Here is a 21,616-nt window from a genome sequence, read left to right as displayed (position 1 = left end):
GTACTATCGCTGCAATGCAAACGGGCAACCCTCTGGGTTGCCCGTTTTGCTTTCTAGCCTTTCAATCTTATGCGCTCAGCACCATAGATCTTTCAATGGCGTTTCCGGTCGATAGTGAGTAGCAATCTGTGCCTGCAGCAACTCTGCCGTCGCCAAGGCATCCACCAGCGCATGGTGCCCTTGATAAACAGGCAGCCCATAGCGCTCACGGCTAGCATTCAGGCGTATCGAAACCGGTGGGCGGCCCAGCCAGCGACGAAAACGGGCCCATAGCGTTTGACGGTGTAGCCTAGCTTCCAGAGACATCGTATCAATCATTGGAAACAGCACCCCTTCCCCTCGCCGCGCATTAACGGCCGCATCTAAGAAGGGTCGCTCAATATTGCGAAAATGCACCACGACTAAGCGCCCGGCTAGCTGCATCAATAGCTCGTCGAGTATTGCCTCTAAGTCCGGTGCCTGCGCAATTTCGGAGTGGGTAATATGATGATAGGCAATGGACGCTTCTGCCAATGGGCGCGAAGGGTTAACGACCCAATAGCGCCGTTCGGCGAGTTTTATACGGTCTAGCGTAAACGGCACAATGCCGACACTTACGATCGCGTGCCGCCGCTCATCAAGCCCAGTGGTTTCCATATCCAGCGCCACCATAGGCACCTGCGAAATAGGCGTTTCAGGATCTGGAAGTAACGTACCAAAAAAATTTTGAATGGCTGGATTACGTGCTTTCTCCAGCCGCTGAGCCATATAACCTGCCCAGTCGGCCTGCGTTATTTTTTGGCGTGGGCGTATTCCATGCATCCTAGCGCCCCTGCCGCTGGGCGGGCATCGGATAGCGGAATTTTAAAAACTTCTGTGCGTTACTGAGCACTTGGAAAGCATCCTTCAACGTGTGACGTTCGCTATCTTCAACATTTTCTGGCTCGATATTGTTATCAGGCAGACGATCCTCTTGAAGATCAATCATCTGATGGCGTATTCGCGACATGCATAAAAACTCAAATGCGTAGCTCAGCTTTTCGCTCATGCCGGTCGCCAATAGCTGCGTGTGACTGATGTCATTCAAACGCTGAAACGAGTTTTGTGCCTTAGAACCACAGGCCAAGGCGTGTATCCGCACCAAATCTACCATCGGCGCCGTGCCTCGCCGCTTAAGATTGATGGAGTTATTGTGCTTACCGTCTTGCTCCATCACAAAGGTGCGAAAAAATCCCAACGGCGGCGTGCGGTTTAACGCATTACGCGCCATAGCCGCTAAGAAGAGAGGCGATTTGGGCGCCGTCAGAGCAATCTGATCTTGCAGTGCTTCCACATAGTGATCCTCGCCATAGCAGCTATCCAGATCGAAGAAAATCGAGCTATGTAGCAGTCTTTCCGGCGTTGGATTAGCCATCCAATCTTGGAAGTAACGTTTCCAAACACTTAGCGGCTGACGCCATTGCGTATTGGTGGCCATAACATCGCCTTTGCAATAGGTATAGCCACAGGCATCTAGGCCATCGCTGACAATGTTTGCCATAGCGAGAAAATATGCATCATGCTGCTCAGGGTTAAACTCATCTGAAAGAATCAGCGCATTATCCTGATCCGTGACAATGCTCTGTTCATTGCGCGCCATAGAGCCATTGACCATAAAGCAATAGGGCACGGGCGGAGGTCCAAGCTCGGCTTCAGCCATTTCCAACAGTCGTCTTGTAAAACTACGCCCAACCGTTGAGAGTGCGCTACCGACCATCTGAGAGTTAGCACCCTCTTGCACCATACGCACAAACGAGGCCCTGACATCCGACGCTAAACGGGCAAGCCCCTGCACGCTTGACTGGTTAAAGATATTGCTAACCAAATAGAGGCCACTGTGTGTTTCATAGCGGATAATATCGGATAAATGTACGACGCCTACGGGTCGCTGACGATACAGCACAGGCAAGTGGTGCACGTTATTACGCAGCATCGTCAGCATCGCTTCATTGACAGAAACGTCGGATTGAACGGTGATAAGCCGTGAGGAAATCACCTCGCCTACTGGCGTTTGCGGCGGTAGGCCTTCAGCCACCACGCGGGTACGAAAATCGCTATCGGTCAGAATGCCACACATTTGCCAGGTTTGACCTTCGCTATCTTGAAAGCTGAAGCGTGGGTTATCACCAATGCCCTCTTTGATGACGAGTAGCGCAGAGGCCTGTGCTTCACTCATCTGCTGTGCGGCAAGCTGAACGCTGGTCGAGGTTTCAACCATTACCGGATTCCGGGTAAGCAGCTTGCGTATCCGCGTGACCATCATATCGTTGGATTTTTTTTGCTGCTCAGCGATCGTTTCTAACCGTGGTCGCTCAAGCTCTACAAAGTCGGCAAAATGATCGTCTTCTTCACACAGCCGCTGGAACACTACATCAGGAATAAAATAGATTAACGTATCTTCTATAGCCTCTGCGGGGAAACGCACCTTGTGATTACGCAGCAGGCTAAAGTGACCAAAAATATCGCCTTCACCCAGGCGGTTATGTAACTCTCCTTTGCTACGGTAAACTTCTACAGCGCCGCTACGGATATAGCACAAATCATTGAGCGTCTCGTTAAGCACTAAAATAGCGCTGCCATTTTTGAAGTAGCTGACTTCCACCTGCTCGGCAATGGTATCAAGAAGATCATCCGATAGGCCGTCGAAAGGCGGGAACCGCCCCATATGCTGGCGTATTTCTAACAGCTCAACGTCCATGGAATCTCCTAGAGCGTAACGTTCAAAAGTTAAGGTGAATTGTGTAGGGATGGCCCCTGGACGTAAACCCTGTGCGCATAATAAAAGCAGTTAACAGCAAAAAGCCCGGTGCTGAGAGCACCGGGCTTTAAGTGGCAAAGGCCACACTGGCATTAATTTTTGCGAATCAAGTCAAATAATGTCAGCGGATCTTGCTCATCGACCTTATGATTGACCGGCCATTTCTTGAACGCGCTGCATCATCTCTGGATCTTGCTGAATGGATTGACCGATAGCGTTGAAGGTATCAACATCTAGGCCGCTGTCTTCGACCACTTCAATCATTCGGTCGTTGGCTTCAGTGCGCACTTCCTGCTGCGATGATTCATCTTCCGCTTCCTGCAGACGCTGAGTGTACTCTTGCGAAACTACCGCAATTTCTTGAGAAGCATCGGCAAACTGCTGGAGCTGATCATCAGAGAAATCCTGGGCTGGCGCTGCTTGCTGTGTAGCCATCGGATCTTGCGCTGGATCTTGCTCTTGCTGGGCGTGGGCAGTAGCCGTCATCAGACCAGTGGCAAGTAGGGCAGCAGAGAACAGAGCAGTTATACGTTGCATAATAAGAAACCTCATTCACACGTTATGGATGTGCCAACTGTGACGCGCCGTATCCAAGCAGGTTCAATTTATGATGTAAAAGTTAGTAACAAAAAGAACAATAAGTAACTGATGCGCGCTTACGCCCTTCTTTTCAGGAAAATTATAGTGATTAATTTCAATAGCTTGCACAAAAAATACCGAACCTCGTTAGGGCTTGCGGCCATGCCTATTCTTTTTGTGCTGCTATGGAGTACTGGCTTCATTGGTGCGAAATTCGGCCTTCCCTATGCAGAACCTTTTACGTTTTTGTTGATTCGTTTTGTCCTAACGCTGTTGCTGCTAACGCCCCTCGTCGTGGCGATGCGTATTTCCTGGCCATCATCACCGATGCTATGGGTGCATATCGCGATAGCCGGTTGCTTGGTCCACGGGGCCTATTTAGGCGGCGTTTTTTATGGCATTAGTCTAGGCATGCCTGCGGGCCTTGCGGCTCTTCTTGTCGGCCTTCAGCCGCTACTGACCGCAGCGTTTGCGGGGCCGCTCTTAGGCGAACGGCTTACTCGACGCCAATGGCTAGGGTTAATGCTGGGGTTAATCGGCATCGTCTTTGTACTGGGCAGTAAGCTTGAGATTGGCGAATCGCTTTTCGATGGCTTCGGCATAAACGCGCTGCTGTGTGTGACGACCGCTTTAATAGGTATTTCAGTGGGCACGCTGTATCAAAAACGCTACTGCACTAGTATGCCGCTGCTGTCAGGAGCTGTTATTCAATATTTGGCAGCAGGGGTTTTGCTGGGATGTGGAGCACTGTTGTTTGAAACACGCGAGGTTGAATGGACCATCACCTTTGCACTGACGCTTGGATGGCTGGTGCTGATTCTCTCAGTCGCCGCTATTTTGCTGCTCATGGCATTGATAAAAAAGGGCGAAGCCTCGCGGGTAGCGAGCCTTTTTTACCTGGTGCCACCGGTCACGGCGCTTCAAGCGTGGTGGCTATTTGACGAACGCCTCCCACTGCTAGGGCTGGGAGGCATGCTGATTGCTTTGGTCGGTGTGGTCATGGTGGTGCGAAAACCCAGAGACAAGACGGCATAGCGGCAAAACATTTACAGATTATTTAGATAGCCTGGGCCACCTAAATTACGCATTTGCTGGCGTATCCACTGGCTGCGCCGTTCAACCTGGGCGTCTGGGCGGGCAGCGCTACGCGTACGAGGACTGGGTAAAATAGCGGCAAGCAGGCTTGCTTGGCGCTCAGTAAGGCTGTTGCCAGAAACGCCAAAATAATGCTGAGAAGCCGCCTCTAAGCCAAACACACCGCTATCCCATTCGGCCACGTTAAGATATACCTCCAGAATACGCTGCTTGCTCCATAGCGTTTCAATCAGCAGCGTAAACCAAGCCTCTAAGCCTTTTCGCGCCCAGCTTCGTCCCGTCCATAGAAAAACATTCTTGGCCGTTTGTTGGCTAAGCGTACTAGCGCCACGCAGCCGCCCACCGTCTTGGCTAGCCTGCAATGCCCGCCGCAGCTCCACTAAATCAAACCCACCGTGATGAGGAAAACGCTGATCTTCTGCGGCAATAACGGCCAGCTTGGCATTCGCAGAAAGCGAACCCCAGCTGCGCCACTGCCGCTGTATGCGAATTGGCTCGCTGTTAATCCAACTCTGCACTTTGCGTTCGACCATGACCATTGATCCCGGCGGGGGAACCACGCTAAAAAGCAGCACAATCGCCACTGATAAGAGCGCAAACGCTAGCAGGCCGCGCCATACAAAACGCCATAGCAGACGCATGAAACGACGCAGCGAGCGATTGAGCATCCAGGTATCCTTAACGCTTCATGAGGTGGTCTGCATGATAGCGCAGATGGTCCTCAATAAACGAGGCAATGAAGAAGTAGCTGTGATCATAGCCAGGTTGACGGCGCAGCGTTAGAGGATGATCGTGCTCCTCGCAAACGGCCTCTAAACGCTCTGGCTGCAGCTGCTCTTCCAGGAATTGATCCGCTTCACCTTGGTCGATAAACAGACGCTGGCGCGATGCGCCATTAGCCACAAGTTCGCAAGCATCATACTGACGCCAGCGTGACTGATCCTCGCCCAAATAGGCGGTAAACGCTTGCTGGCCCCACGGGCAGTTCATCGGATTAACGATCGGAGAAAACGCCGAGACTGAACGGAAGCGCCCAGGATGACGTAACGCAAGAATTAGCGCCCCGTGCCCACCCATAGAATGGCCGCTAATCGATTCGCGCCCGTTGACCGGAAAATGTTGGCGTACAACAGAAGGCAGCTCTTCCACTAAATAATCGTACATACGATAGTGAGGCTTCCACGGCGCTTCGGTTGCATTCACGTAAAAGCCCGCTCCTGAACCTAAATCGTAGCTTTCATGTTCGCCGGGCAAATCAGTGCCTCGTGGGCTGGTATCGGGGCAAACAATAGCAATACCTAGTTCGGCTGCCACGCGATGAGCGCCCGACTTCTGCATGAAATTTTCATCATTGCACGTCAGCCCAGAGAGCCACCAAAGCATAGGCACACGATCATTTTCGGCCTGAGGCGGTAGGTAAACCGCAAAAATCATGTCGCAGTCCAGCGCGCGGGAGTAGTGGCGGTAGCGCTTATGCCAGCCACCGAAACTACGGTTGGCGGACACCAGTTCTAAAGTTTCACTCATGCTCATGGGCAGGTTCCTCTAAATGCAGCAAACGCGGGAGGTCTCCCCCACCGCGTTTTAGACATGCTAGCGATAGTGTCAGTAATGATACTCAGTAATGCAACACGGTACGAATGCTCTTACCCGCATGCAGTAAATCAAATGCTTCGTTGATTTTCTCGAACGGCATATCGTGGGTAATAAAGTCGTCGATATTGATCTCGCCGTTCATATAGCGCTCAACATAACCGGGCAGCTCACTACGACCTTTAACGCCACCAAAGGCAGAACCTTTCCAGACACGCCCCGTCACCAGCTGGAACGGCCGTGTGGAGATCTCTTCACCGGCCCCAGCAACACCAATCACAATCGATTCACCCCATCCTTTATGGCAGCATTCAAGCGCTGAACGCATCACATTGACGTTGCCGATACACTCAAAGGAGTAGTCGACCCCGCCGTCGGTCAAATCGACAATCACCTGCTGAATAGAATCGGCGTAATCTTTAGGATTCACACAGTCGGTGGCGCCAAACTGCTTGGCCAGCTCAAACTTGTCAGCGTTAACGTCAATAGCAATGATACGCCCGGCTTTAGCCATCACCGCACCTTGAATAACGGCTAAACCGATAGCACCCAAGCCAAAGACCGCCACCGTAGCGCCCGGTTCTACCTTGGCGGTATTCAGTACCGCACCGATGCCAGTAGTCACACCACAGCCCAGCAGGCAGATTTTATCCATGGGGGCTTCTTTAGATACCACCGCCAGAGAGACCTCGGGTAACACCGTGTATTCACTAAAGGTGGAGGTGCCCATGTAGTGATGAAGCATCTTGCCATCTAGCGAAAAACGCGAGGTGCCGTCAGGCATTACGCCTTTACCCTGTGTGGCGCGTACGCTGCCACACAGGTTAGTTTTACCCGACAAACAGAATTTACACTTGCCGCACTCGGCGGTGTAAAGCGGAATAACATGATCGCCCGGCTTAAGGCTCGTAACGCCCTCGCCAACTTCTTGAACCACGCCGGCACCTTCGTGGCCAAGCACGGCGGGGAAATTACCTTCCGGATCAGCACCCGAAAGCGTGTAAGCATCGGTGTGGCAAACGCTTGTCGCAGCCATTTTCACCAGTACTTCGCCCGCTTTCGGGCCTTGTACATCAATTTCAACCAGCTCAAGCGGCTTGCCCGCTTCCAATGCAACAGCTGCGCGTGACTTCATTGACTAACTCCTAATGCATCGCCAACAGCAGACAAAGCCCGCCTGCTTGACGTAATTGGTGTGATTGCAGTGTAGATCAGCTGGGAGGCCTTGATAAACCGGGATATACTCATAAGATTATTGCCACACAGCAACAATCGTCGTTACGGCAAGGAAATAGCATGCAGCACTGGAATCGCATCGAAGCATTTGTGGAAGTAGTGCGATTGGGCACATTTTCTGCCGCTGCTCGGTATCTAAACGTGTCGACCTCACACATCAGCCGTTTAGTCAGCCAGCTAGAAAACCAGCTGGGCGTACAGCTACTGTATCGCACCACGCGGCAAATTCGCTTGACCGATGCGGGGGCTATCTACGTTGACCACTGTCGTCATCTGTTTGATGGGCTACGCGATGCCGAGCAAGCGATTAGCGAACTCCAGGCCACGCCTAACGGGCTACTTAAACTCACCTCAGCCACTACCTTCGGCGAGCGCTTTATCGCCCCACTCGTCAATGATTTTCAACGCCTACATCCACAGCTCGACATTCACATGCACTTTACTAACCGCCCGGTCGAGCTAATTGATGAGGGGTACGATATTGCGATTCGGATGGGGGTATTAAAGGACTCTAGCTTGATCGCTAGGCGCCTGTGCGACCGGCGCGAATATATCGTCGGCTCTAAGGGATATTTTCGCCAAGCACCTCGCCCTCACACACTGGGGGAGCTAAGTCAGCACCGCTGTCTGATTGGCTCGCGGCCTAACTGGCTATTTGATATGAACGGCCAGCGCCGCGAAGTGCGCATAGAAGGCTGCTGGACAGGCAACTCCGGCCCCGCCCTACTTGATGCTGCCCGCAAGGGACTGGGGCTTGCCCAGCTACCCGACTATTACGTTGCACCTTACCTTGCCAGCGGCGAACTGATAGCGGTGCTTGAGCCTTTTCAACACCACGATACCGCGGTATGGGCGGTGTATCCCCGCCATCGTCACCTATCGCCGAAGATCCGCCAAATGGTTGATTATCTGGTGGCCAATATCGACACTACGCTGCAACGCCATGCAGCTATTTAACACTCAATCGCGTTAACCGCGAGCCCACCTTTAGACGTTTCTTTATATTTGTCCTGCATATCACGGCCCGTATCGCGCATCGTGCGGATCACTTTATCGAGCGATATAAAGTGCTCACCATCGCCGTGCATCGCCATACGCGCAGCGTTGATCGCCTTGACGGACGCTATCGCATTGCGCTCAATGCAGGGCACTTGCACCAACCCACCCACCGGGTCGCAGGTTAAGCCAAGATTATGCTCCAAGCCGATCTCTGCGGCATTTTCCACCTGCCCAGGGGAGCCACCCAGCACTTCAGCAAGCCCGGCAGCGGCCATTGCGCAGGCTGAGCCTACTTCGCCTTGGCAGCCAACCTCAGCACCAGAAATAGAGGCGTTCTTTTTGCACAAAATACCTACGGCGCCGGCAGTGAGCAGGAAGTCCACTACGTCAGCCTCGCTGGCCTCAGGCTCAAATTTCAAATAGTACGCCAACACAGCGGGCACAATGCCTGCCGCACCGTTGGTGGGCGCGGTGACCATACGCCGCCCGGCGGCATTCTCTTCGTTCACCGCCAGCGCAAAGACGTTGACCCAATCCATCACCGTAAAGCTCGATACAATCAGGCGCTGGTTTTCAGGCGGATGCAGCAACTGCTGATGCAGTAGCTGCGCGCGCCGGCGCACATTTAGGCCACCCGGCAAATGTCCTGTCGCGCGTAAGCCATTCTCAATGCTGTCACTCATGGCGTGCCAAATACTGAGCAGCTCCTCACGAATAGCAGCTTCGCTACGCCAGGCTTTTTCGTTCGCGAGCATTAGCTGGCTGATGCGCAGTTGATGCTGATGACACAGGCTAAGCAACTCAGCGGCTGTATTAAAGGGATAAGTCAGCACCGTACTATCTTCACCGACCTCACCTTGATCCGCTTTCGCCTGATCGACATAAAAGCCGCCGCCTAGGGAATAAAACGTATTAGTCGCTACCAGCGCGTCATCGCAGTAAGCGCTTAAGATCATGGCGTTAGGATGAAATGGCAGGCAGGCCTCATCCCACTGCACATCATCGGCGCGCGAGAAAGCGATCTGCTGCCCGTTGGCAAGTATCAGAAGCGCACCTTCATCGATAGCATTAAGCCGCACATCAATGCTGTCAGGATCAATGCTTTCAGGCACTTCGCCCATCAGTCCCATAATAACGGCGCGATCTGTACCATGGCCTATTCCGGTAGCAGCCAGCGATCCGTGCAGCCTAACAACGAGCCGAGTCACGACGGTTTGTTCACTCAGTGCTAAGGCAAAATCTCGCGCTGCACGCATAGGGCCTACGGTATGTGAGCTTGAAGGACCAATACCAATTCGGAAAAGATCAAATACACTGATAGCCATAGCTGATACGCCTCGCAAGGGTGTTATTGCTTACCTGTAAGGTACTGTGCAGGGCAAACCACCAAACGTCGAGTGATTAACCGCAATACCGACGTGCAAGCAAATAAGTGTGACGATATAATGAACATTCAACTATGCATGTTTGTTTTGCAAAGGCGCTTCTTCTAGATAAGGATGTCGTATGTCTTCCCTTCCCGCTTTGCCCATCGATTTTCGTACGACCCTGCTACGTGCGATCCTTTATGTGTTGTTTATTGGCGCCATCGCTCAAGGCTCTTATCTAGAGGCGATCTATCTGCCGTCGGTGCGTTTTACCGAGCTGGGATTCACCGAGTTTACGCAAACGATCATTTTGGCGACCTGCTGCCTGATGCTGCTTTACATACGCCAGGTGTTAAAAGTATGGCCAACGGTGACACTGCTTTTATTCGCATTTATTGCGGCTTCGCTGGTGCGCGAGCAAGATTATTTTTTTGATGAATACGTTGGACAAGATGCGTGGAAAGTTGTGGTATCGCTCATCGCCATACCTTCTATTGCGTGGGTGGTCATTCAACGCCGCCGCTTTATGGAAGAGTTCATTTACTACAGCAACACGTTTTCCTTCGGGCTGTTTGCCGCTGGGTTACTCACCACCTACGTTTTTTCACGCCTCTATGGGCGGCAAATTTTTTGGCGCGCCGTACTCGAAGATAATTACCTTCGTGACATCAAAGACATAGCAGAAGAGGTAGTGGAGCTGCTAGGTTACAGCTTAATTTTATTTGCCACGCTTGAGCTACTACTGCTTGCTCGCCGCATTTATACAGCGCGCCACGTGTCCAACTAACAGTTTCCTTCCTAGGCTTCTAAACGCCGCCTTGGGCTTTCCAAGGCGGCGTTTCATTTTTCAAATCTCGTCATGCAAAAAGCCATTTGCGAGCCGCGGCGCTTCAACGTAGTGTCGCTCGCTAGGCTATTTCGGCACGTCTTTACTAAAAAAACCCACATTGACGATATAAACCTTATGAATAAAACCGAAAATGATAGAAACAACCTGCAACGAAGCTTTTTTACGCGTTTTTTAGATAGCATCGAGTGGCTAGGTAACCTGCTGCCTCACCCTGTCACGCTCTTTGCGATACTGTGCGTATTGGTCGTAGTGGCTAGCGGAATTGCCGCGGCGCTGGGCGTCTCTGTGGCCGACCCGAGGCCCGCCAACGCGGGTGAATGGATTACCGTCAACTCATTGCTGAATGCCGAAGGCTTGCGCCGTCTAATCACCGAGATGGTAACTAACTTTACCGGGTTTGCCCCACTGGGCACGGTACTCGTGGCCATGCTGGGCGTTGGCGTGGCCGAACACTCGGGGCTACTTTCCGCCAGCATGCGCGCCCTAGTGCTTAACCGCTCACCGCGCCTTGTTACCTACGCGGTGGTCTTTGCAGGCATCATGTCCAACACCGCCGCAGAGCTTGGCTACGTGGTTCTAATCCCGCTGGCCGCCATGATTTTCCACTCGTTGGGACGCCACCCACTGGCTGGCTTAGCAGCGGCATTCTGCGGCGTGTCCGGAGGCTATAGTGCCAACCTGCTCATCGGCACGGTTGATCCGTTGCTATCTGGGATTACGCAAGAAGCCGCGCATTTGTTAGATCCGAGCTATATGGTCGGCGCCGAGGCTAACTGGTTCTTTATGTTCGTCAGCACCTTCTTTGTCACCATCATTGGTGGGCTGGTGACCGAGTACATTGTGGAGCCCAAACTAGGCAAATTTGATCCTGCTTACGCTGAAGATGACATCAACCAGCAGCGTATGGAAGGGCTATCCAGCACTGAAAAACGAGCCTTGAAAGGGACTGGCCTGGCGATGCTGGTGATTGTTGCGCTGCTCATTGCCACTATAGCCCCTGAGAACGGGATTCTACGCGATCCGGAAACAGGCCTTGTCAGCGGCTCGCCTTTTTTACGCGGCATTGTGGTTATTGTGGCGGTTTTATTCACCGTACTCGGCTTCGTATATGGCCGGCTTGCCGGCACTATGCATAATGATCGCGATATCGTAAACGCCATGGCTAAGAGCATGAGCAGCCTAGGTCTGTATATTGTCCTGGTGTTTTTTGCCGCTCAGTTTGTGGCGCTATTCAACTGGAGTAATTTTGGCACCGTCACTGCCGTCGCGGGAGCAGGCCTATTAGAATCGCTGGGCTTAAGCGGGCCGGGCTTATTTGCCTTGTTCATTGTGATGTGCGCGATTATCAACCTATCGCTTGGTAGCGCATCTGCTCAGTGGGCCGTAACGGCACCGATTTTTGTACCCATGCTAATGCTGATGGGCTACGCGCCAGAAGTCATTCAAGCCGCCTATCGGATCGGCGACTCAGTCACCAATCTGATTACGCCCATGATGAGCTATTTCGGATTAATCATGGCGATTGCGGCACGCTATCGTAAAGACTTAGGTATCGGAACACTGATCGCCATCATGCTGCCCTATACGCTCTTTATGCTGATTGGCTGGAGTCTGCTGTTCTTTGTCTGGGTGTTCTTGTTAGGCCTGCCCGTTGGCCCCGGCTCAGCCACCTATTACACGCTGTAAGCGCTTAGACGATAGAACGCAAAAAGCCCAGCGTTCATTGAACGCCGGGCTTTTTTATCTTAACAGCTACTTAGCGCTTATTGACCTTCACTCATCGAGGAATGAACGCAGCGGCTCAGAGCGGCTAGGATGGCGCAGCTTGCGCAGCGCCTTGGCCTCAATCTGACGAATTCGCTCACGCGTTACATCAAACTGTTTGCCAACCTCTTCAAGCGTATGATCGGTATTCATATCAATACCAAAACGCATGCGCAGCACTTTTGCTTCGCGGGCGGTCAAGCCACCTAGCACGTTGCGGGTCGCTTCGATCAAGCCTTCACCGGTCGCCATATCGATAGGCAGCAGCATAGTGCCGTCTTCGATAAAGTCGCCCAGATGCGAGTCATCATCGTCACCAATCGGCGTCTCCATGGAGATCGGCTCTTTAGCGATTTTCAGGACCTTGCGCACCTTCTCTTCCGGCATTTCTAAGCGTTCGCCAAGCTCTTCCGGCGTCGGTTCACGGCCCATTTCCTGCAGCATCTGACGCGACACGCGATTAAGCTTGTTAATCGTTTCAATCATATGCACCGGAATACGAATAGTGCGTGCCTGGTCGGCAATTGAACGAGTAATCGCCTGACGAATCCACCACGTGGCGTAGGTCGAGAACTTATAACCGCGGCGATATTCGAACTTATCGACCGCTTTCATCAAGCCGATATTGCCTTCTTGGATCAAATCCAAGAACTGCAAACCACGGTTGGTATACTTCTTAGCAATCGAGATCACCAAGCGCAGGTTGGCCTCAACCATCTCTTTCTTAGCGCGACGAGCTTTTGCCTCACCAATAGAGAGCTTGCGGTTCACCTCTTTAAGGTCGGCAACGGAAAGTTGCACCATGTCCTCTTCAAAGGCGATTTTGCGCTGAGCACGTGCGATATCGGCGCGCAGCGGCTCAAGGCGATCAGCGTACTTGCTCTGCGCTGCCTGAAAGTCATCTAGCCACGCCTTACGCGACTCGTTACCAGGAAACGACTTAATGAACGTTTTACGCGGCACCTTGGCTTTTTTCACACACAGCTGCATCACCGCTTTTTCTTGGGCGCGCACCTGCTCAACGCTGATACGCACTTGGCCCACTAGGCGCTCAAAGTGCTTAGGTACCAGCTTGATCGGTGAAAACAGTACTGCCAAACGCGTCTGCTCTGATTTCAGCTCGGCGCTACCGCGGCCATGCTTAGTAAAAGCGGCTTCAACGAGGGCATTCTGCTCACGGATCTGCTCAAAACGCGCACGCGCTTCTTCAGGGTCCGGACCGCCTTCGCTGGCCGTAGAATCGTCGTCCTCATCCTCGCCTTCGGCACCCTCTTCAATTTCGGGCTCGGGCTCAGGCTCAGGCACTTCGGCTTCGGCAACGCCAGGAATACCTTCATCAGGGTCGATGAAGCCAGAAAACAGGTCCGAAAGTCGCCCAGGCGCTTCTTCATCCTGGGTAGCATCGTAGGCATTCAGAATAGAGGCGACGGCACCCGGCAAATATGCCAGGGACGACATCACTTCACGGGTACCCTCTTCGATCCGCTTGGCGATTGCAATTTCGCCCTCGCGGGTCAAAAGCTCAACCGTACCCATCTCGCGCATATACATGCGCACTGGGTCAGTGGTGCGGCCCACGTCGCTATCCACCGCGGCGAGCGCGGCTACGGCTTCTTCCGCAGCGGACTCGTCTGCGGAATGATCCGACATCATCAAGGTGTCTTCATCAGGCGCTTCTTCAGCGACACTTATACCCATGTCGTTGATCATGCCAATGATTTCTTCCACTTGATCCGGGTCGGCAATATCCTCGGGTAGATGGTCGTTGACCTCGGCATAGGTCAGGTAACCCTGTTCCTTGCCGCGTGCGATCAACTCCTTCAGACGTGTCTGCTGCTGCGCATTTCCAGCCATAGAAACCCTATCTCGACGAAGAAGAATGAAACACCTGGAGCGCTGAATCGATTAAACTCAACAAGCGACGTAGTATAGCGTAAATAGCCGGTTTTTTTCCAGCAAAACGTATTTGCGCAACCATTCAGGTGTGTTAGGTTGTTTGGTTAGGCCAGCGCTAAGTGGCTGACCTCATATCTGGTGCTGAAACGGTAAGAATTCAACCCCTATCGCTTAAAACACCGCCTTATTGGCGCTGCGCAAGCTCCATTATCAAGCTTGCCAAACGCTGGCGCTGCTCCTTATCTAGCTTTTGCCCGGCGCGCTCCTGCGCCAGCAACGCCTCGTACTCCTCCTGCGGAGAACGCTGGCGATGAACGTACTGCAAGTGCTCTACCAAGCCATTCAGCTCGGCCTCTCGATCCGCTTTTGCGATTAACAAATCTCGCTTAGCGAAGGCAGCCAACGCCTGCCCCTGCTGACTACCCTGAAAATGTGCCAATACCACCTGCGGACTGCGATAGCGCCCCGCCTTGAGCAGCGTAATCAGCTCTTGGCATAGCGGTGCATCATCATCGTCAGGCAGCCAATCCAAATGATCCGGTAACGCGCCTACCAAACTAGGCTCGTGCAGCAACAGCTGCACCACACGCCCCACGGGCGAAAGCGCCTGAGAGCGTGAGCGCGATGATCGATCAGGCGCAGCATGTGAAACATTCGGCACAGCTGATGACACTGATTCGGCTTCCGACGGATCAACAGGCGGTGCTTTCTGCAACGCATGCTGCTGGGCCGCTTGAGCGCGCTTTTCGAGCAACACTTTCAGCTGCTCTTGGGCCAACCCGCTGCGCTGGGCCAACGACTCAAGCAGTAACGATTTGAGCATCCCTTCGGGCACTTTGTTCAATGCTTCCAGCACTTGACTGGCAAATCGCTCGCGCCCTTCGACCGTATTTAAGTCACGCCCCTGAGCCGCCTGTTCGAACAAAAACTCCGACAGCGGCATGGCACAGGTCACGCGATCTTGGAATGCCTGCGTGCCTTCGCGACGTACTAACGAGTCCGGGTCATCACCTTCTGGCAAAAACAAAAAGCGCGCTTCACGGCCATCGAGCATTTGCGGCAGCGCCGTTTCCAACGCCCGGCTAGCTGCCTGGCGGCCGGCGCGATCACCATCGAAACAAAACACCACGCGGCTCACCAGCCGAAACAGGCGAGTCAAATGATCTTCGGTGGTAGCAGTGCCCAACGTTGCCACGGCGTTATGGATGTCGTACTGCGCCAGCGCCACCACGTCCATGTAGCCCTCGACGATCACCAACTGCTCGAGCTTGTTCGATGCCTGACGCGCCTCAAACAAACCGTACAGCTCGCGGCCTTTATGGAACACCGGCGTTTCAGGCGAGTTGAGGTACTTGGGCTGATCATCGCCCATGACCCTGCCGCCGAAAGCAATGGTTCGCCCGCGCAAATCCCTAATCGGGAACATCACCCGGTCGCGGAAACGATCGTAGGTACGCCCAGTATCTTCACGATGAATCAGCAGGCCGTATTCCACCTGAACAGGCTCACCAATTCCACGCTCGCTGAGGTGCTGCTTGAGCGCCTCCCATCCCGCCGGGGCATAGCCAATACCATAAGTCTTGATTACATCGTCCGAGAGCCCACGATCCAACAAGTAACGCTGGGCCGACTTACCTTCCTGCATTTTCAATCGCTCGCGATAAAAACTCGCGGCGAGTTCAAGCAGGTTAACACCCTCTTTACGCTTTTTTTCACGCTGCTGAGCATGCGGATCATCAGCCCCCTCGCGGGGCACCTCAATACCCAAACGCCCCGCTAGCTGCTCTATGGCCTCGGGAAACGGTAACTTGTCGTACTCCATCAAGAAGCGTAGTGCATTACCATTGGCTCCGCAGCCAAAGCAGTGATAAAACTGCTTATCCGCACTGACCGTGAAGGATGGCGTTTTCTCTTGATGGAAGGGACAGAGCCCAGAATAGTTACGGCCGGCCTTTTTAAGCTGCACACGCTCACCGACCACCTCGACCACATCGACGCGGCCTAACAGGTCATCAATAAAACGCTGTGGAATTTGGCCTGCCATGAACTACGGGCATCCTCGCGCATCGCGCTGATTCGCTGACATTAGAGACAGAGCATTTCAGACAGAGCTTTTAAGACACTGCTTAGGGTCATCAGACCCACTGCCAGATCACCTTAAACAGCGTTGGACTTGAACGGCATTAAATATGCCGAAAAACAAACGGCCACCTAGTGGCGGCCGCTTGGCATCCCTCTTGAGACGACCAGCTAACTGCTCCGGCCCCCTCGGGTACGGATCAATAGAGCCGTTCGAAACGCTTAGTTTCACGCTGGACTTTCTTAGCGTGACGCTTCACGGCAGCTGCCGCTTTACGTTTACGCTCAGCAGTCGGCTTCTCATATTGCTCGCGACGACGTACTTCAGAAAGAACGCCAGCTTTTTCGCAAGAACGCTTGAAGCGACGCAGGGCGACGTCAAACGGCTCGTTATCACGTACTTTTACAGAAGGCATTAAGCACTCACCTACCTTAAAATTTTGAGTTCGGATAGTACGTACACAGCGAAAATAGCGATTTACATCGCGATCAAGAACACAGTGCACGACCCAGTTTTACAGCGCACAGTAGTCTAGTCGCCGCTGGCTATCTTTGCAAATGCTTACGCCCGTCCGCAGCGACAATGCTAAACTAGCGCTCTCATCATTTTTTACCTTCATACCGACAAAGAGTCCCTTTTTATGCGCGTACTGGGCATTGAAACGTCCTGCGACGAAACTGGCGTCGCACTATATGACACGTCGAAAACAGGTGGCCAGGGGCTGCTCGCCGATGCGCTGTATAGCCAGATTGCCATGCACGCTGAGTTTGGTGGCGTCGTGCCCGAACTCGCGTCGAGAGACCACACGCGCAAACTGCTGCCGCTGATTGAGCAAGTGCTGAGCGATGCCAAACTGACGCGCAATGATTTGGACGGTATCACCTATACCGCAGGCCCGGGCCTTGTCGGCGCACTGATGGTCGGTGCCAGCACGGCTCACGGCATGGCGCGCGCCTTAAATATTCCGGTGCTTGGCGTGCATCATATGGAGGGGCACCTGCTGGCACCGATGCTGGAGGAGCACCCGCCCGAGTTTCCATTCGTCGCTCTCTTGGTATCTGGCGGCCATACCCAGCTGGTCGAAGTGCAGAGGCTAGGTTGCTATCAACTGCTTGGCGAGTCAGTAGATGATGCGGCCGGTGAAGCCTTTGACAAAGCGGCCAAAATGCTTGGCCTCACCTACCCTGGCGGTCCCGAGGTAGCCAAGTTAGCGGAAAAGGGCAATCCCAAACGCTTTCGCTTTCCGCGCCCAATGACGGATCGCCCAGGGCTAGACTTCAGTTTTTCAGGCTTAAAAACGCATACCATGACGGCCATTCGCCAGTTAAACGACGCCAGCGAGCTCGATGATCAAGCGCGCGCCGACGTAGCCCGGGCCTTTGAAGAAGCCGTTGTTGATACGCTGGTCATTAAATGCCGCCGCGCGCTGGATCAAACGGGCCTTAAGCGCCTAGTAGTGGCGGGCGGTGTGAGTGCTAATCAGCGGCTGCGTGAACGGCTTCAAGCCGAGTGTGAAAAACGCCAGGCGCGCGCCTACTATCCACGTGGACGATTCTGTACTGACAATGGCGCCATGATTGCCTACGTCGGTGCTCAGCGGCTGGCGGCAGGCGAGCATGATATCCAAGGAATGATGCAAGCAACCCCCCGCTGGCCACTGGATAAGCTGACACCACCGACGACATCCGCTAGTCAGCCATAGCGTTAGGAGCCGCGTAAAGGCGGCTCTTCGCCCCGCCTCAGGCGTCGAATATTAAGGCCATGACGGGCCAGCACCAGTAGGCTAAAACCGCCCACTACCATCACATAGTCAGGCGCCAGCCAGCCGCAGGCGAGCGGCACAATGAGCGCGCTTATGAGTGACGCCAGCGCGGCTGCTCTTAGCCGCCATGCTAATAATGACCACAGCACGGCGCTCAATAACGCAACGCTGGGCACCAATACCAGCAGCACGCCAAACGCACTCGCCACGGCCTTTCCGCCGCGAAAACCATGCCATAATGGAAAGCTGTGGCCCAGCAGCACCGCCAGCCCGACTAATCCTTGCAGCCACACCGGGCAGCTCATCAGCTTCGCGCCCAGCACCGCCGGCATGCTTTTCAGGGCATCCAGCAACAATGTAGCGGTTGCTAAGCGGGGGCCGTACAGACGCAGTACGTTGGAGAATCCAGGGTTAAACGAGCCGTGTCGGCGGGGATCGCCCACGCCCGCCCAGCGGCAAACGCTTAGCGCTGCCAACCAACTGCCGCTTAAGTAGCCCACCACAATCCACCCCATCGCTCTGTGCTCGCTTTGTGGCCTGGCTCGCTGTCGTTAAACCCCATCCTAACGTACAATCGCTCGCTTGTTGCAGCAGGGGATCGTGAGATGGACCGCATTTTAATTGAAGCGTTAACTGTCGATACCGTCATTGGCGCCTACGACTGGGAGCGCTCTATTCAGCAAACGCTGAGCCTAGACCTGACGCTGGCGACCGATATTCGCGCGGCAGCCGCCACCGATGATCTGCAGCTCACGCTAGATTACGCGGCTATCTGCCAGCGTATTCAGCAGTTTGCCGATGCGCATCAGTTCGCCTTGGTCGAAACGTTCGCCGAACGCTTGTCAGAGTGCCTGCAAACGGAGTTTTCGATCACCTGGCTACGTTTAAGGGTACGTAAACCCGGCGCCGTTCCCAACGCCGCCAGCGTCGGCTTGGAAATTACTCGCGGCAGCCTGCCAGAGGTAACGCAGGAGCCACGCGCATGAACTTGGTGACCGTCAGCTTAGGCAGCAACATTAGCCCAACTCGGCATATTCGCGGCTGCCTTGATGCACTGACTGACACCTTCGGCCCACTTACCATCTCACGTGTATTTGAGAGTGAGCCGGTCGGCTTTGCCGACAGCCGCCATTTCTATAACGCGGTAGTGGCCTTTTACAGCGACTGGACACCAGGCAAATTGCAGGCGTGGGGCAAACAGCTTGAAACTGAGCATGGCCGCCTGCCTAGCACCGTTAAACTGAGCCCTCGAACGCTCGATATTGATCTGCTGACCGTTGGTGACGCCTGCGGCATTGTCGATAGCGTATCGCTCCCACGAAGCGAGATCACCAATAGCGCCTTTGTTTTGCAGCCGCTTGCTGAGCTAATTCCGAATGAATGCCACCCTCTCTGCGGCACCCCTTATGCAGCGCTATGGAAAGCCTTTGAGCTAGGTGAGCAGCGCCTGTGGCCGATCAACTTCACCTGGCGAGGCCGGGTCATATCACGCAGTGATGGCTAGCGACACAGCCTGGCCGCGGTGCTCTCGCAAGGCGCCACCAAGCGCCGCCCCCTGATAGCCTTGGGCGATGAGCGACTGCGGGCTTACCTTGCAAGCAGCTTGCCAAGCGCGCTCAAGCTGCGCCTGGTGCTCTGGCGCTAGCAAAGCAACCAGCGCCAGCTGTTCTTCAACCTGAGAAGGCTTGCGCCAGGCGTCCAAGCGCTCCAGCCAGTGCAGCACGCCCGGGCCATCCAATCTATCGCCAAGCATTCCATGGGTAAGCGCCGTATGGCGGGCCAGCTGGGCCACCGCGTTAGGCAGCTTTAGCCGTACGGCCAGAGCCTCACGATCATTAACGCTAAGGGGCGACACCAGCTGGGCATAGCGCCAGTGGGCCACGGCTAATGCACTCCCTGCGGGAGTATGAGCCAGTGCCGCAAGGCCCTTCTCTAACGCTTGGCCGGATAGCTCGGGCCACCAAACAGCTAGCGCCGCACAGCGCTCAAGCGCTGTGAAATAAATATCAGGGCTTGGCTCACCCAGCGCTTTTTCGGTTTCCACCCATACGCGCTCAGCGGCAAGGTGCTCAAGCTCGCCACTTAGGCTCACTTGACGCATCAGCGCCAGCGTATCGCGAGCAATAGTGAAGCCAAGCAAGCAATAGCGGGCCAAAAAGCGCGCCGTGCGCAGCACTCTCAGCGGGTCTTCGCTAAACGCTGGCGAAACATGCCGCAGTAGCCGTTGCTCAATATCGCCCTGACCATTAAACGGATCGGTCAATTCACCTTGGCGACTTTGCGCGATGGCATTAATGGTTAAATCGCGCCGCAATAGATCTTCTTCCAGCGTAACATCGGGGCTTGCATGCACTTCAAAGCCAGCATAGCCATGACCAGACTTACGCTCGGTGCGCGCCAGGGCGTACTCCTCAGCGCTCTCCGGGTGTAAGAACACTGGAAAGTCTCGCCCCACCGGCTTAAAACCGCGTTTGCGCATGTCATCGGGCGTTGCACCGACAACCACCCAGTCATTATCAACCACCGGCCAACCCAGCAGTGCATCACGCACCGCGCCACCGACGCGATATACGTTTAGGCCCGCCAAGCGCGGGTCGGCATGCTGCTCTTTCATCACCACCTCGGCTTGCTCTGTGCACGGTCTGAGCATGCGAGGGCTGCGGCGCATGCCACGCTAGTTCGCTCGCCGCTGTCTAGATTAAGCGCGGTCAAGCGTCCTCCCCATACGCAACCGGTATCAAGCGCCTCAACGGAAATTTTCGCCTGTGGCGTTTTACCTTCTAGCGCTGCCCAGTGGCCAAAAAGTAGCTGCGCATCATCGTCTCTCGGGTACTGAAACCAGGGTAAAAACCCTGGCGGAGCGCTGTCTAGCCCTTCTTTAGCGGCGAAGTCCAAGCGCCCCTGAGCATCGATAAAGCGCATTCTTGTTAACACATTAACAATCAAACGAAGTCGATCGATGCCATCGATGTCGTCTTGCCACGTATCCGGCTGATTGCCAAATAGCGCCGCCAAGAACTGGCCAGATGCTTCACTCGCTAGCACGGCCTGGACCTCTAGCCCTCGCAACTCGGTTTGTGCCACGCTCCATTGGGGCAGCACGCCGGCGTGCGTCATCAGCGTATTGTTTTCACAAACGCTAAGCGGCAGGCTTTGCAGCCAGTCCAACAGCGCCTCGCGATCAGGGGCGTCCAGCAATTGGCTAAAGGTGTCGTTTTTTTTAAGCTTACCGCCACCGCGAGCTAGCACTAACAAATGAAAGTCGTGATTACCCAATACGCTTCGCGCGGCATTGCCCAGCGCCCGTACTTCGCGCAAGCATTCTAGTGATCCGGGGCCACGATTAATCAAATCACCCACTAACCAAAGTGTATCGCGCGCGGGATTAAAGCTGATGCGTTCTAGTAGCGTCACGAATTCAACGTGGCAGCCGTGTAAATCGCCGATCGCATAGGTGCTCATGCGGGAGGCCTTTTATGAAATAAGTGGGCTAAATACTACCCTAAATACTACCATCTCACCTGCTGCTTGCATGCGACGCTCGCTCACTCTTTTGGCTAAGCATTGATCAAATGAACTGGTGAAAAAGCGGCACCTGCGCCACTATATAGCCATAGTA

20 protein-coding genes are annotated in these 21,616 nt (G+C 54.1%); 7 read left to right on the top strand and 13 right to left on the bottom strand.

Features of this window, described 5'->3' with window-relative positions; all coding sequences use genetic code 11:
• Positions 1 to 75: 75 nt before the first annotated feature.
• From ACT3TF_RS01435 to ACT3TF_RS01425, 3 genes are all read right to left on the bottom strand, one after another.
• Positions 76 to 801 (bottom strand): 3'-5' exonuclease, encoded by a 726-nt coding sequence (locus ACT3TF_RS01435; protein ID WP_096278551.1) that lies wholly within the window; start codon positions 799 to 801, stop codon positions 76 to 78.
• A gap of 1 nt (position 802) precedes the next feature.
• Positions 803 to 2,716, bottom strand: a complete 1,914-nt coding sequence (locus ACT3TF_RS01430; protein ID WP_444671419.1) for a DUF294 nucleotidyltransferase-like domain-containing protein — start codon at positions 2,714 to 2,716, stop codon at positions 803 to 805.
• Positions 2,717 to 2,920: 204 nt separating this feature from the next.
• On the bottom strand, positions 2,921 to 3,313 hold the full coding sequence (locus tag ACT3TF_RS01425) for a DUF4168 domain-containing protein (RefSeq protein ID WP_096278547.1): 393 nt from the start codon (positions 3,311 to 3,313) through the stop codon (positions 2,921 to 2,923).
• A 204-nt stretch (positions 3,314 to 3,517) separates the two neighbouring features.
• Between ACT3TF_RS01425 and ACT3TF_RS01420 the strand changes: the two genes are divergently transcribed.
• Complete coding sequence (locus ACT3TF_RS01420) at positions 3,518 to 4,390, top strand: DMT family transporter (protein ID WP_444671564.1); 873 nt, start codon at positions 3,518 to 3,520, stop codon at positions 4,388 to 4,390.
• 11 nt (positions 4,391 to 4,401) lie between these two features.
• On the opposite strand, the gene mtgA is transcribed toward ACT3TF_RS01420, so the two are convergent.
• The 3 genes from mtgA to ACT3TF_RS01405 form a co-directional block, all read right to left on the bottom strand.
• On the bottom strand, positions 4,402 to 5,118 hold the full coding sequence (gene mtgA / locus ACT3TF_RS01415) for a monofunctional biosynthetic peptidoglycan transglycosylase (protein ID WP_096278543.1): 717 nt from the start codon (positions 5,116 to 5,118) through the stop codon (positions 4,402 to 4,404).
• A gap of 10 nt (positions 5,119 to 5,128) precedes the next feature.
• Positions 5,129 to 5,983, bottom strand: coding sequence for an S-formylglutathione hydrolase (fghA, locus tag ACT3TF_RS01410; protein WP_096278541.1), 855 nt, complete (start codon positions 5,981 to 5,983; stop codon positions 5,129 to 5,131).
• Positions 5,984 to 6,068: 85 nt separating this feature from the next.
• Positions 6,069 to 7,178 carry an S-(hydroxymethyl)glutathione dehydrogenase/class III alcohol dehydrogenase gene (locus ACT3TF_RS01405; RefSeq protein WP_096278539.1) on the bottom strand — a complete coding sequence of 370 codons (1,110 nt, stop codon included), beginning with the start codon at positions 7,176 to 7,178 and terminating at the stop codon, positions 6,069 to 6,071.
• Positions 7,179 to 7,339: 161 nt separating this feature from the next.
• Between ACT3TF_RS01405 and ACT3TF_RS01400 the strand changes: the two genes are divergently transcribed.
• The gene (locus ACT3TF_RS01400; RefSeq protein ID WP_444625169.1) at positions 7,340 to 8,236 is read left to right on the top strand and encodes a LysR family transcriptional regulator; all 897 of its coding nucleotides are present in this window, start codon (positions 7,340 to 7,342) and stop codon (positions 8,234 to 8,236) included.
• Here ACT3TF_RS01400 and ACT3TF_RS01395 read toward each other — a convergent pair.
• The gene (locus ACT3TF_RS01395; RefSeq protein ID WP_444671418.1) at positions 8,233 to 9,603 is read right to left on the bottom strand and encodes an L-serine ammonia-lyase; all 1,371 of its coding nucleotides are present in this window, start codon (positions 9,601 to 9,603) and stop codon (positions 8,233 to 8,235) included. The two genes, ACT3TF_RS01400 and ACT3TF_RS01395, sit on opposite strands and share 4 nt — an antisense overlap.
• A gap of 181 nt (positions 9,604 to 9,784) precedes the next feature.
• Between ACT3TF_RS01395 and ACT3TF_RS01390 the strand changes: the two genes are divergently transcribed.
• Both ACT3TF_RS01390 and ACT3TF_RS01385 read left to right on the top strand, forming a co-directional pair.
• Positions 9,785 to 10,432: a hypothetical protein gene (locus tag ACT3TF_RS01390; RefSeq protein WP_444671417.1), complete on the top strand. Its 648-nt coding sequence runs from the start codon at positions 9,785 to 9,787 to the stop codon at positions 10,430 to 10,432.
• 177 nt (positions 10,433 to 10,609) lie between these two features.
• Positions 10,610 to 12,181 (top strand): AbgT family transporter, encoded by a 1,572-nt coding sequence (locus ACT3TF_RS01385; RefSeq protein ID WP_441684254.1) that lies wholly within the window; start codon positions 10,610 to 10,612, stop codon positions 12,179 to 12,181.
• 87 nt (positions 12,182 to 12,268) lie between these two features.
• Here the strand turns inward: ACT3TF_RS01385 and rpoD are convergent, their stop codons facing one another.
• The 3 genes from rpoD to rpsU form a co-directional block, all read right to left on the bottom strand.
• Positions 12,269 to 14,113, bottom strand: a complete 1,845-nt coding sequence (gene rpoD, locus ACT3TF_RS01380; protein ID WP_096278531.1) for an RNA polymerase sigma factor RpoD — start codon at positions 14,111 to 14,113, stop codon at positions 12,269 to 12,271.
• A gap of 226 nt (positions 14,114 to 14,339) precedes the next feature.
• Positions 14,340 to 16,199 carry a DNA primase gene (gene dnaG, locus ACT3TF_RS01375; RefSeq protein ID WP_441684255.1) on the bottom strand — a complete coding sequence of 620 codons (1,860 nt, stop codon included), beginning with the start codon at positions 16,197 to 16,199 and terminating at the stop codon, positions 14,340 to 14,342.
• Between the two features lie 235 nt (positions 16,200 to 16,434).
• Positions 16,435 to 16,650, bottom strand: a complete 216-nt coding sequence (rpsU, locus tag ACT3TF_RS01370; RefSeq protein ID WP_096278527.1) for a 30S ribosomal protein S21 — start codon at positions 16,648 to 16,650, stop codon at positions 16,435 to 16,437.
• A gap of 225 nt (positions 16,651 to 16,875) precedes the next feature.
• Here rpsU and tsaD point away from each other — a divergent pair, with 225 nt between their 5' ends.
• Positions 16,876 to 17,937, top strand: coding sequence for a tRNA (adenosine(37)-N6)-threonylcarbamoyltransferase complex transferase subunit TsaD (gene tsaD / locus ACT3TF_RS01365; RefSeq protein ID WP_444671416.1), 1,062 nt, complete (start codon positions 16,876 to 16,878; stop codon positions 17,935 to 17,937).
• A gap of 2 nt (positions 17,938 to 17,939) precedes the next feature.
• Here tsaD and plsY read toward each other — a convergent pair whose 3' ends face one another.
• Positions 17,940 to 18,512 carry a glycerol-3-phosphate 1-O-acyltransferase PlsY gene (gene plsY / locus ACT3TF_RS01360; protein WP_444671414.1) on the bottom strand — a complete coding sequence of 191 codons (573 nt, stop codon included), beginning with the start codon at positions 18,510 to 18,512 and terminating at the stop codon, positions 17,940 to 17,942.
• Positions 18,513 to 18,602: 90 nt separating this feature from the next.
• Between plsY and folB the strand changes: the two genes are divergently transcribed.
• Positions 18,603 to 18,983: a dihydroneopterin aldolase gene (folB, locus tag ACT3TF_RS01355; protein WP_444671413.1), complete on the top strand. Its 381-nt coding sequence runs from the start codon at positions 18,603 to 18,605 to the stop codon at positions 18,981 to 18,983.
• Positions 18,980 to 19,501, top strand: coding sequence for a 2-amino-4-hydroxy-6-hydroxymethyldihydropteridine diphosphokinase (folK, locus tag ACT3TF_RS01350; RefSeq protein WP_444671412.1), 522 nt, complete (start codon positions 18,980 to 18,982; stop codon positions 19,499 to 19,501). The genes folB and folK overlap by 4 nt, the downstream gene beginning before the upstream one ends.
• On the opposite strand, the gene ACT3TF_RS01345 is transcribed toward folK, so the two are convergent.
• Positions 19,484 to 20,611 carry a polynucleotide adenylyltransferase gene (locus ACT3TF_RS01345; protein WP_096278516.1) on the bottom strand — a complete coding sequence of 376 codons (1,128 nt, stop codon included), beginning with the start codon at positions 20,609 to 20,611 and terminating at the stop codon, positions 19,484 to 19,486. The two genes, folK and ACT3TF_RS01345, sit on opposite strands and share 18 nt — an antisense overlap.
• Positions 20,611 to 21,459 carry a symmetrical bis(5'-nucleosyl)-tetraphosphatase gene (locus ACT3TF_RS01340; protein WP_444671411.1) on the bottom strand — a complete coding sequence of 283 codons (849 nt, stop codon included), beginning with the start codon at positions 21,457 to 21,459 and terminating at the stop codon, positions 20,611 to 20,613. The genes ACT3TF_RS01345 and ACT3TF_RS01340 overlap by 1 nt, the downstream gene beginning before the upstream one ends.
• Positions 21,460 to 21,616 lie beyond the last annotated feature (157 nt).

The sequence above is a fragment of the Halomonas sp. AOP25-F1-15 genome (assembly GCF_052378675.1).
In the GTDB taxonomy this organism is placed as follows: domain Bacteria; phylum Pseudomonadota; class Gammaproteobacteria; order Pseudomonadales; family Halomonadaceae; genus Vreelandella; species Vreelandella casei.
Note: the sequence above shows the minus strand (reverse complement) of the source record. Positions and strands in the feature narration are given on the sequence as shown.

Coding starts and splice junctions, on each gene's coding strand:
- ACT3TF_RS01435 (WP_096278551.1), bottom strand. CDS start 801: ATGCATGGAATACGCCCACGCCAAAAAATAACGCAGGCCGACTGGGCA.
- ACT3TF_RS01430 (WP_444671419.1), bottom strand. CDS start 2,716: ATGGACGTTGAGCTGTTAGAAATACGCCAGCATATGGGGCGGTTCCCG.
- ACT3TF_RS01425 (WP_096278547.1), bottom strand. CDS start 3,313: ATGCAACGTATAACTGCTCTGTTCTCTGCTGCCCTACTTGCCACTGGT.
- ACT3TF_RS01420 (WP_444671564.1), top strand. CDS start 3,518: ATGCCTATTCTTTTTGTGCTGCTATGGAGTACTGGCTTCATTGGTGCG.
- mtgA (WP_096278543.1), bottom strand. CDS start 5,118: ATGCTCAATCGCTCGCTGCGTCGTTTCATGCGTCTGCTATGGCGTTTT.
- fghA (WP_096278541.1), bottom strand. CDS start 5,983: ATGAGCATGAGTGAAACTTTAGAACTGGTGTCCGCCAACCGTAGTTTC.
- ACT3TF_RS01405 (WP_096278539.1), bottom strand. CDS start 7,178: ATGAAGTCACGCGCAGCTGTTGCATTGGAAGCGGGCAAGCCGCTTGAG.
- ACT3TF_RS01400 (WP_444625169.1), top strand. CDS start 7,340: ATGCAGCACTGGAATCGCATCGAAGCATTTGTGGAAGTAGTGCGATTG.
- ACT3TF_RS01395 (WP_444671418.1), bottom strand. CDS start 9,603: ATGGCTATCAGTGTATTTGATCTTTTCCGAATTGGTATTGGTCCTTCA.
- ACT3TF_RS01390 (WP_444671417.1), top strand. CDS start 9,785: ATGTCTTCCCTTCCCGCTTTGCCCATCGATTTTCGTACGACCCTGCTA.
- ACT3TF_RS01385 (WP_441684254.1), top strand. CDS start 10,610: ATGAATAAAACCGAAAATGATAGAAACAACCTGCAACGAAGCTTTTTT.
- rpoD (WP_096278531.1), bottom strand. CDS start 14,113: ATGGCTGGAAATGCGCAGCAGCAGACACGTCTGAAGGAGTTGATCGCA.
- dnaG (WP_441684255.1), bottom strand. CDS start 16,199: ATGGCAGGCCAAATTCCACAGCGTTTTATTGATGACCTGTTAGGCCGC.
- rpsU (WP_096278527.1), bottom strand. CDS start 16,650: ATGCCTTCTGTAAAAGTACGTGATAACGAGCCGTTTGACGTCGCCCTG.
- tsaD (WP_444671416.1), top strand. CDS start 16,876: ATGCGCGTACTGGGCATTGAAACGTCCTGCGACGAAACTGGCGTCGCA.
- plsY (WP_444671414.1), bottom strand. CDS start 18,512: ATGGGGTGGATTGTGGTGGGCTACTTAAGCGGCAGTTGGTTGGCAGCG.
- folB (WP_444671413.1), top strand. CDS start 18,603: ATGGACCGCATTTTAATTGAAGCGTTAACTGTCGATACCGTCATTGGC.
- folK (WP_444671412.1), top strand. CDS start 18,980: ATGAACTTGGTGACCGTCAGCTTAGGCAGCAACATTAGCCCAACTCGG.
- ACT3TF_RS01345 (WP_096278516.1), bottom strand. CDS start 20,611: ATGAAAGAGCAGCATGCCGACCCGCGCTTGGCGGGCCTAAACGTATAT.
- ACT3TF_RS01340 (WP_444671411.1), bottom strand. CDS start 21,459: ATGAGCACCTATGCGATCGGCGATTTACACGGCTGCCACGTTGAATTC.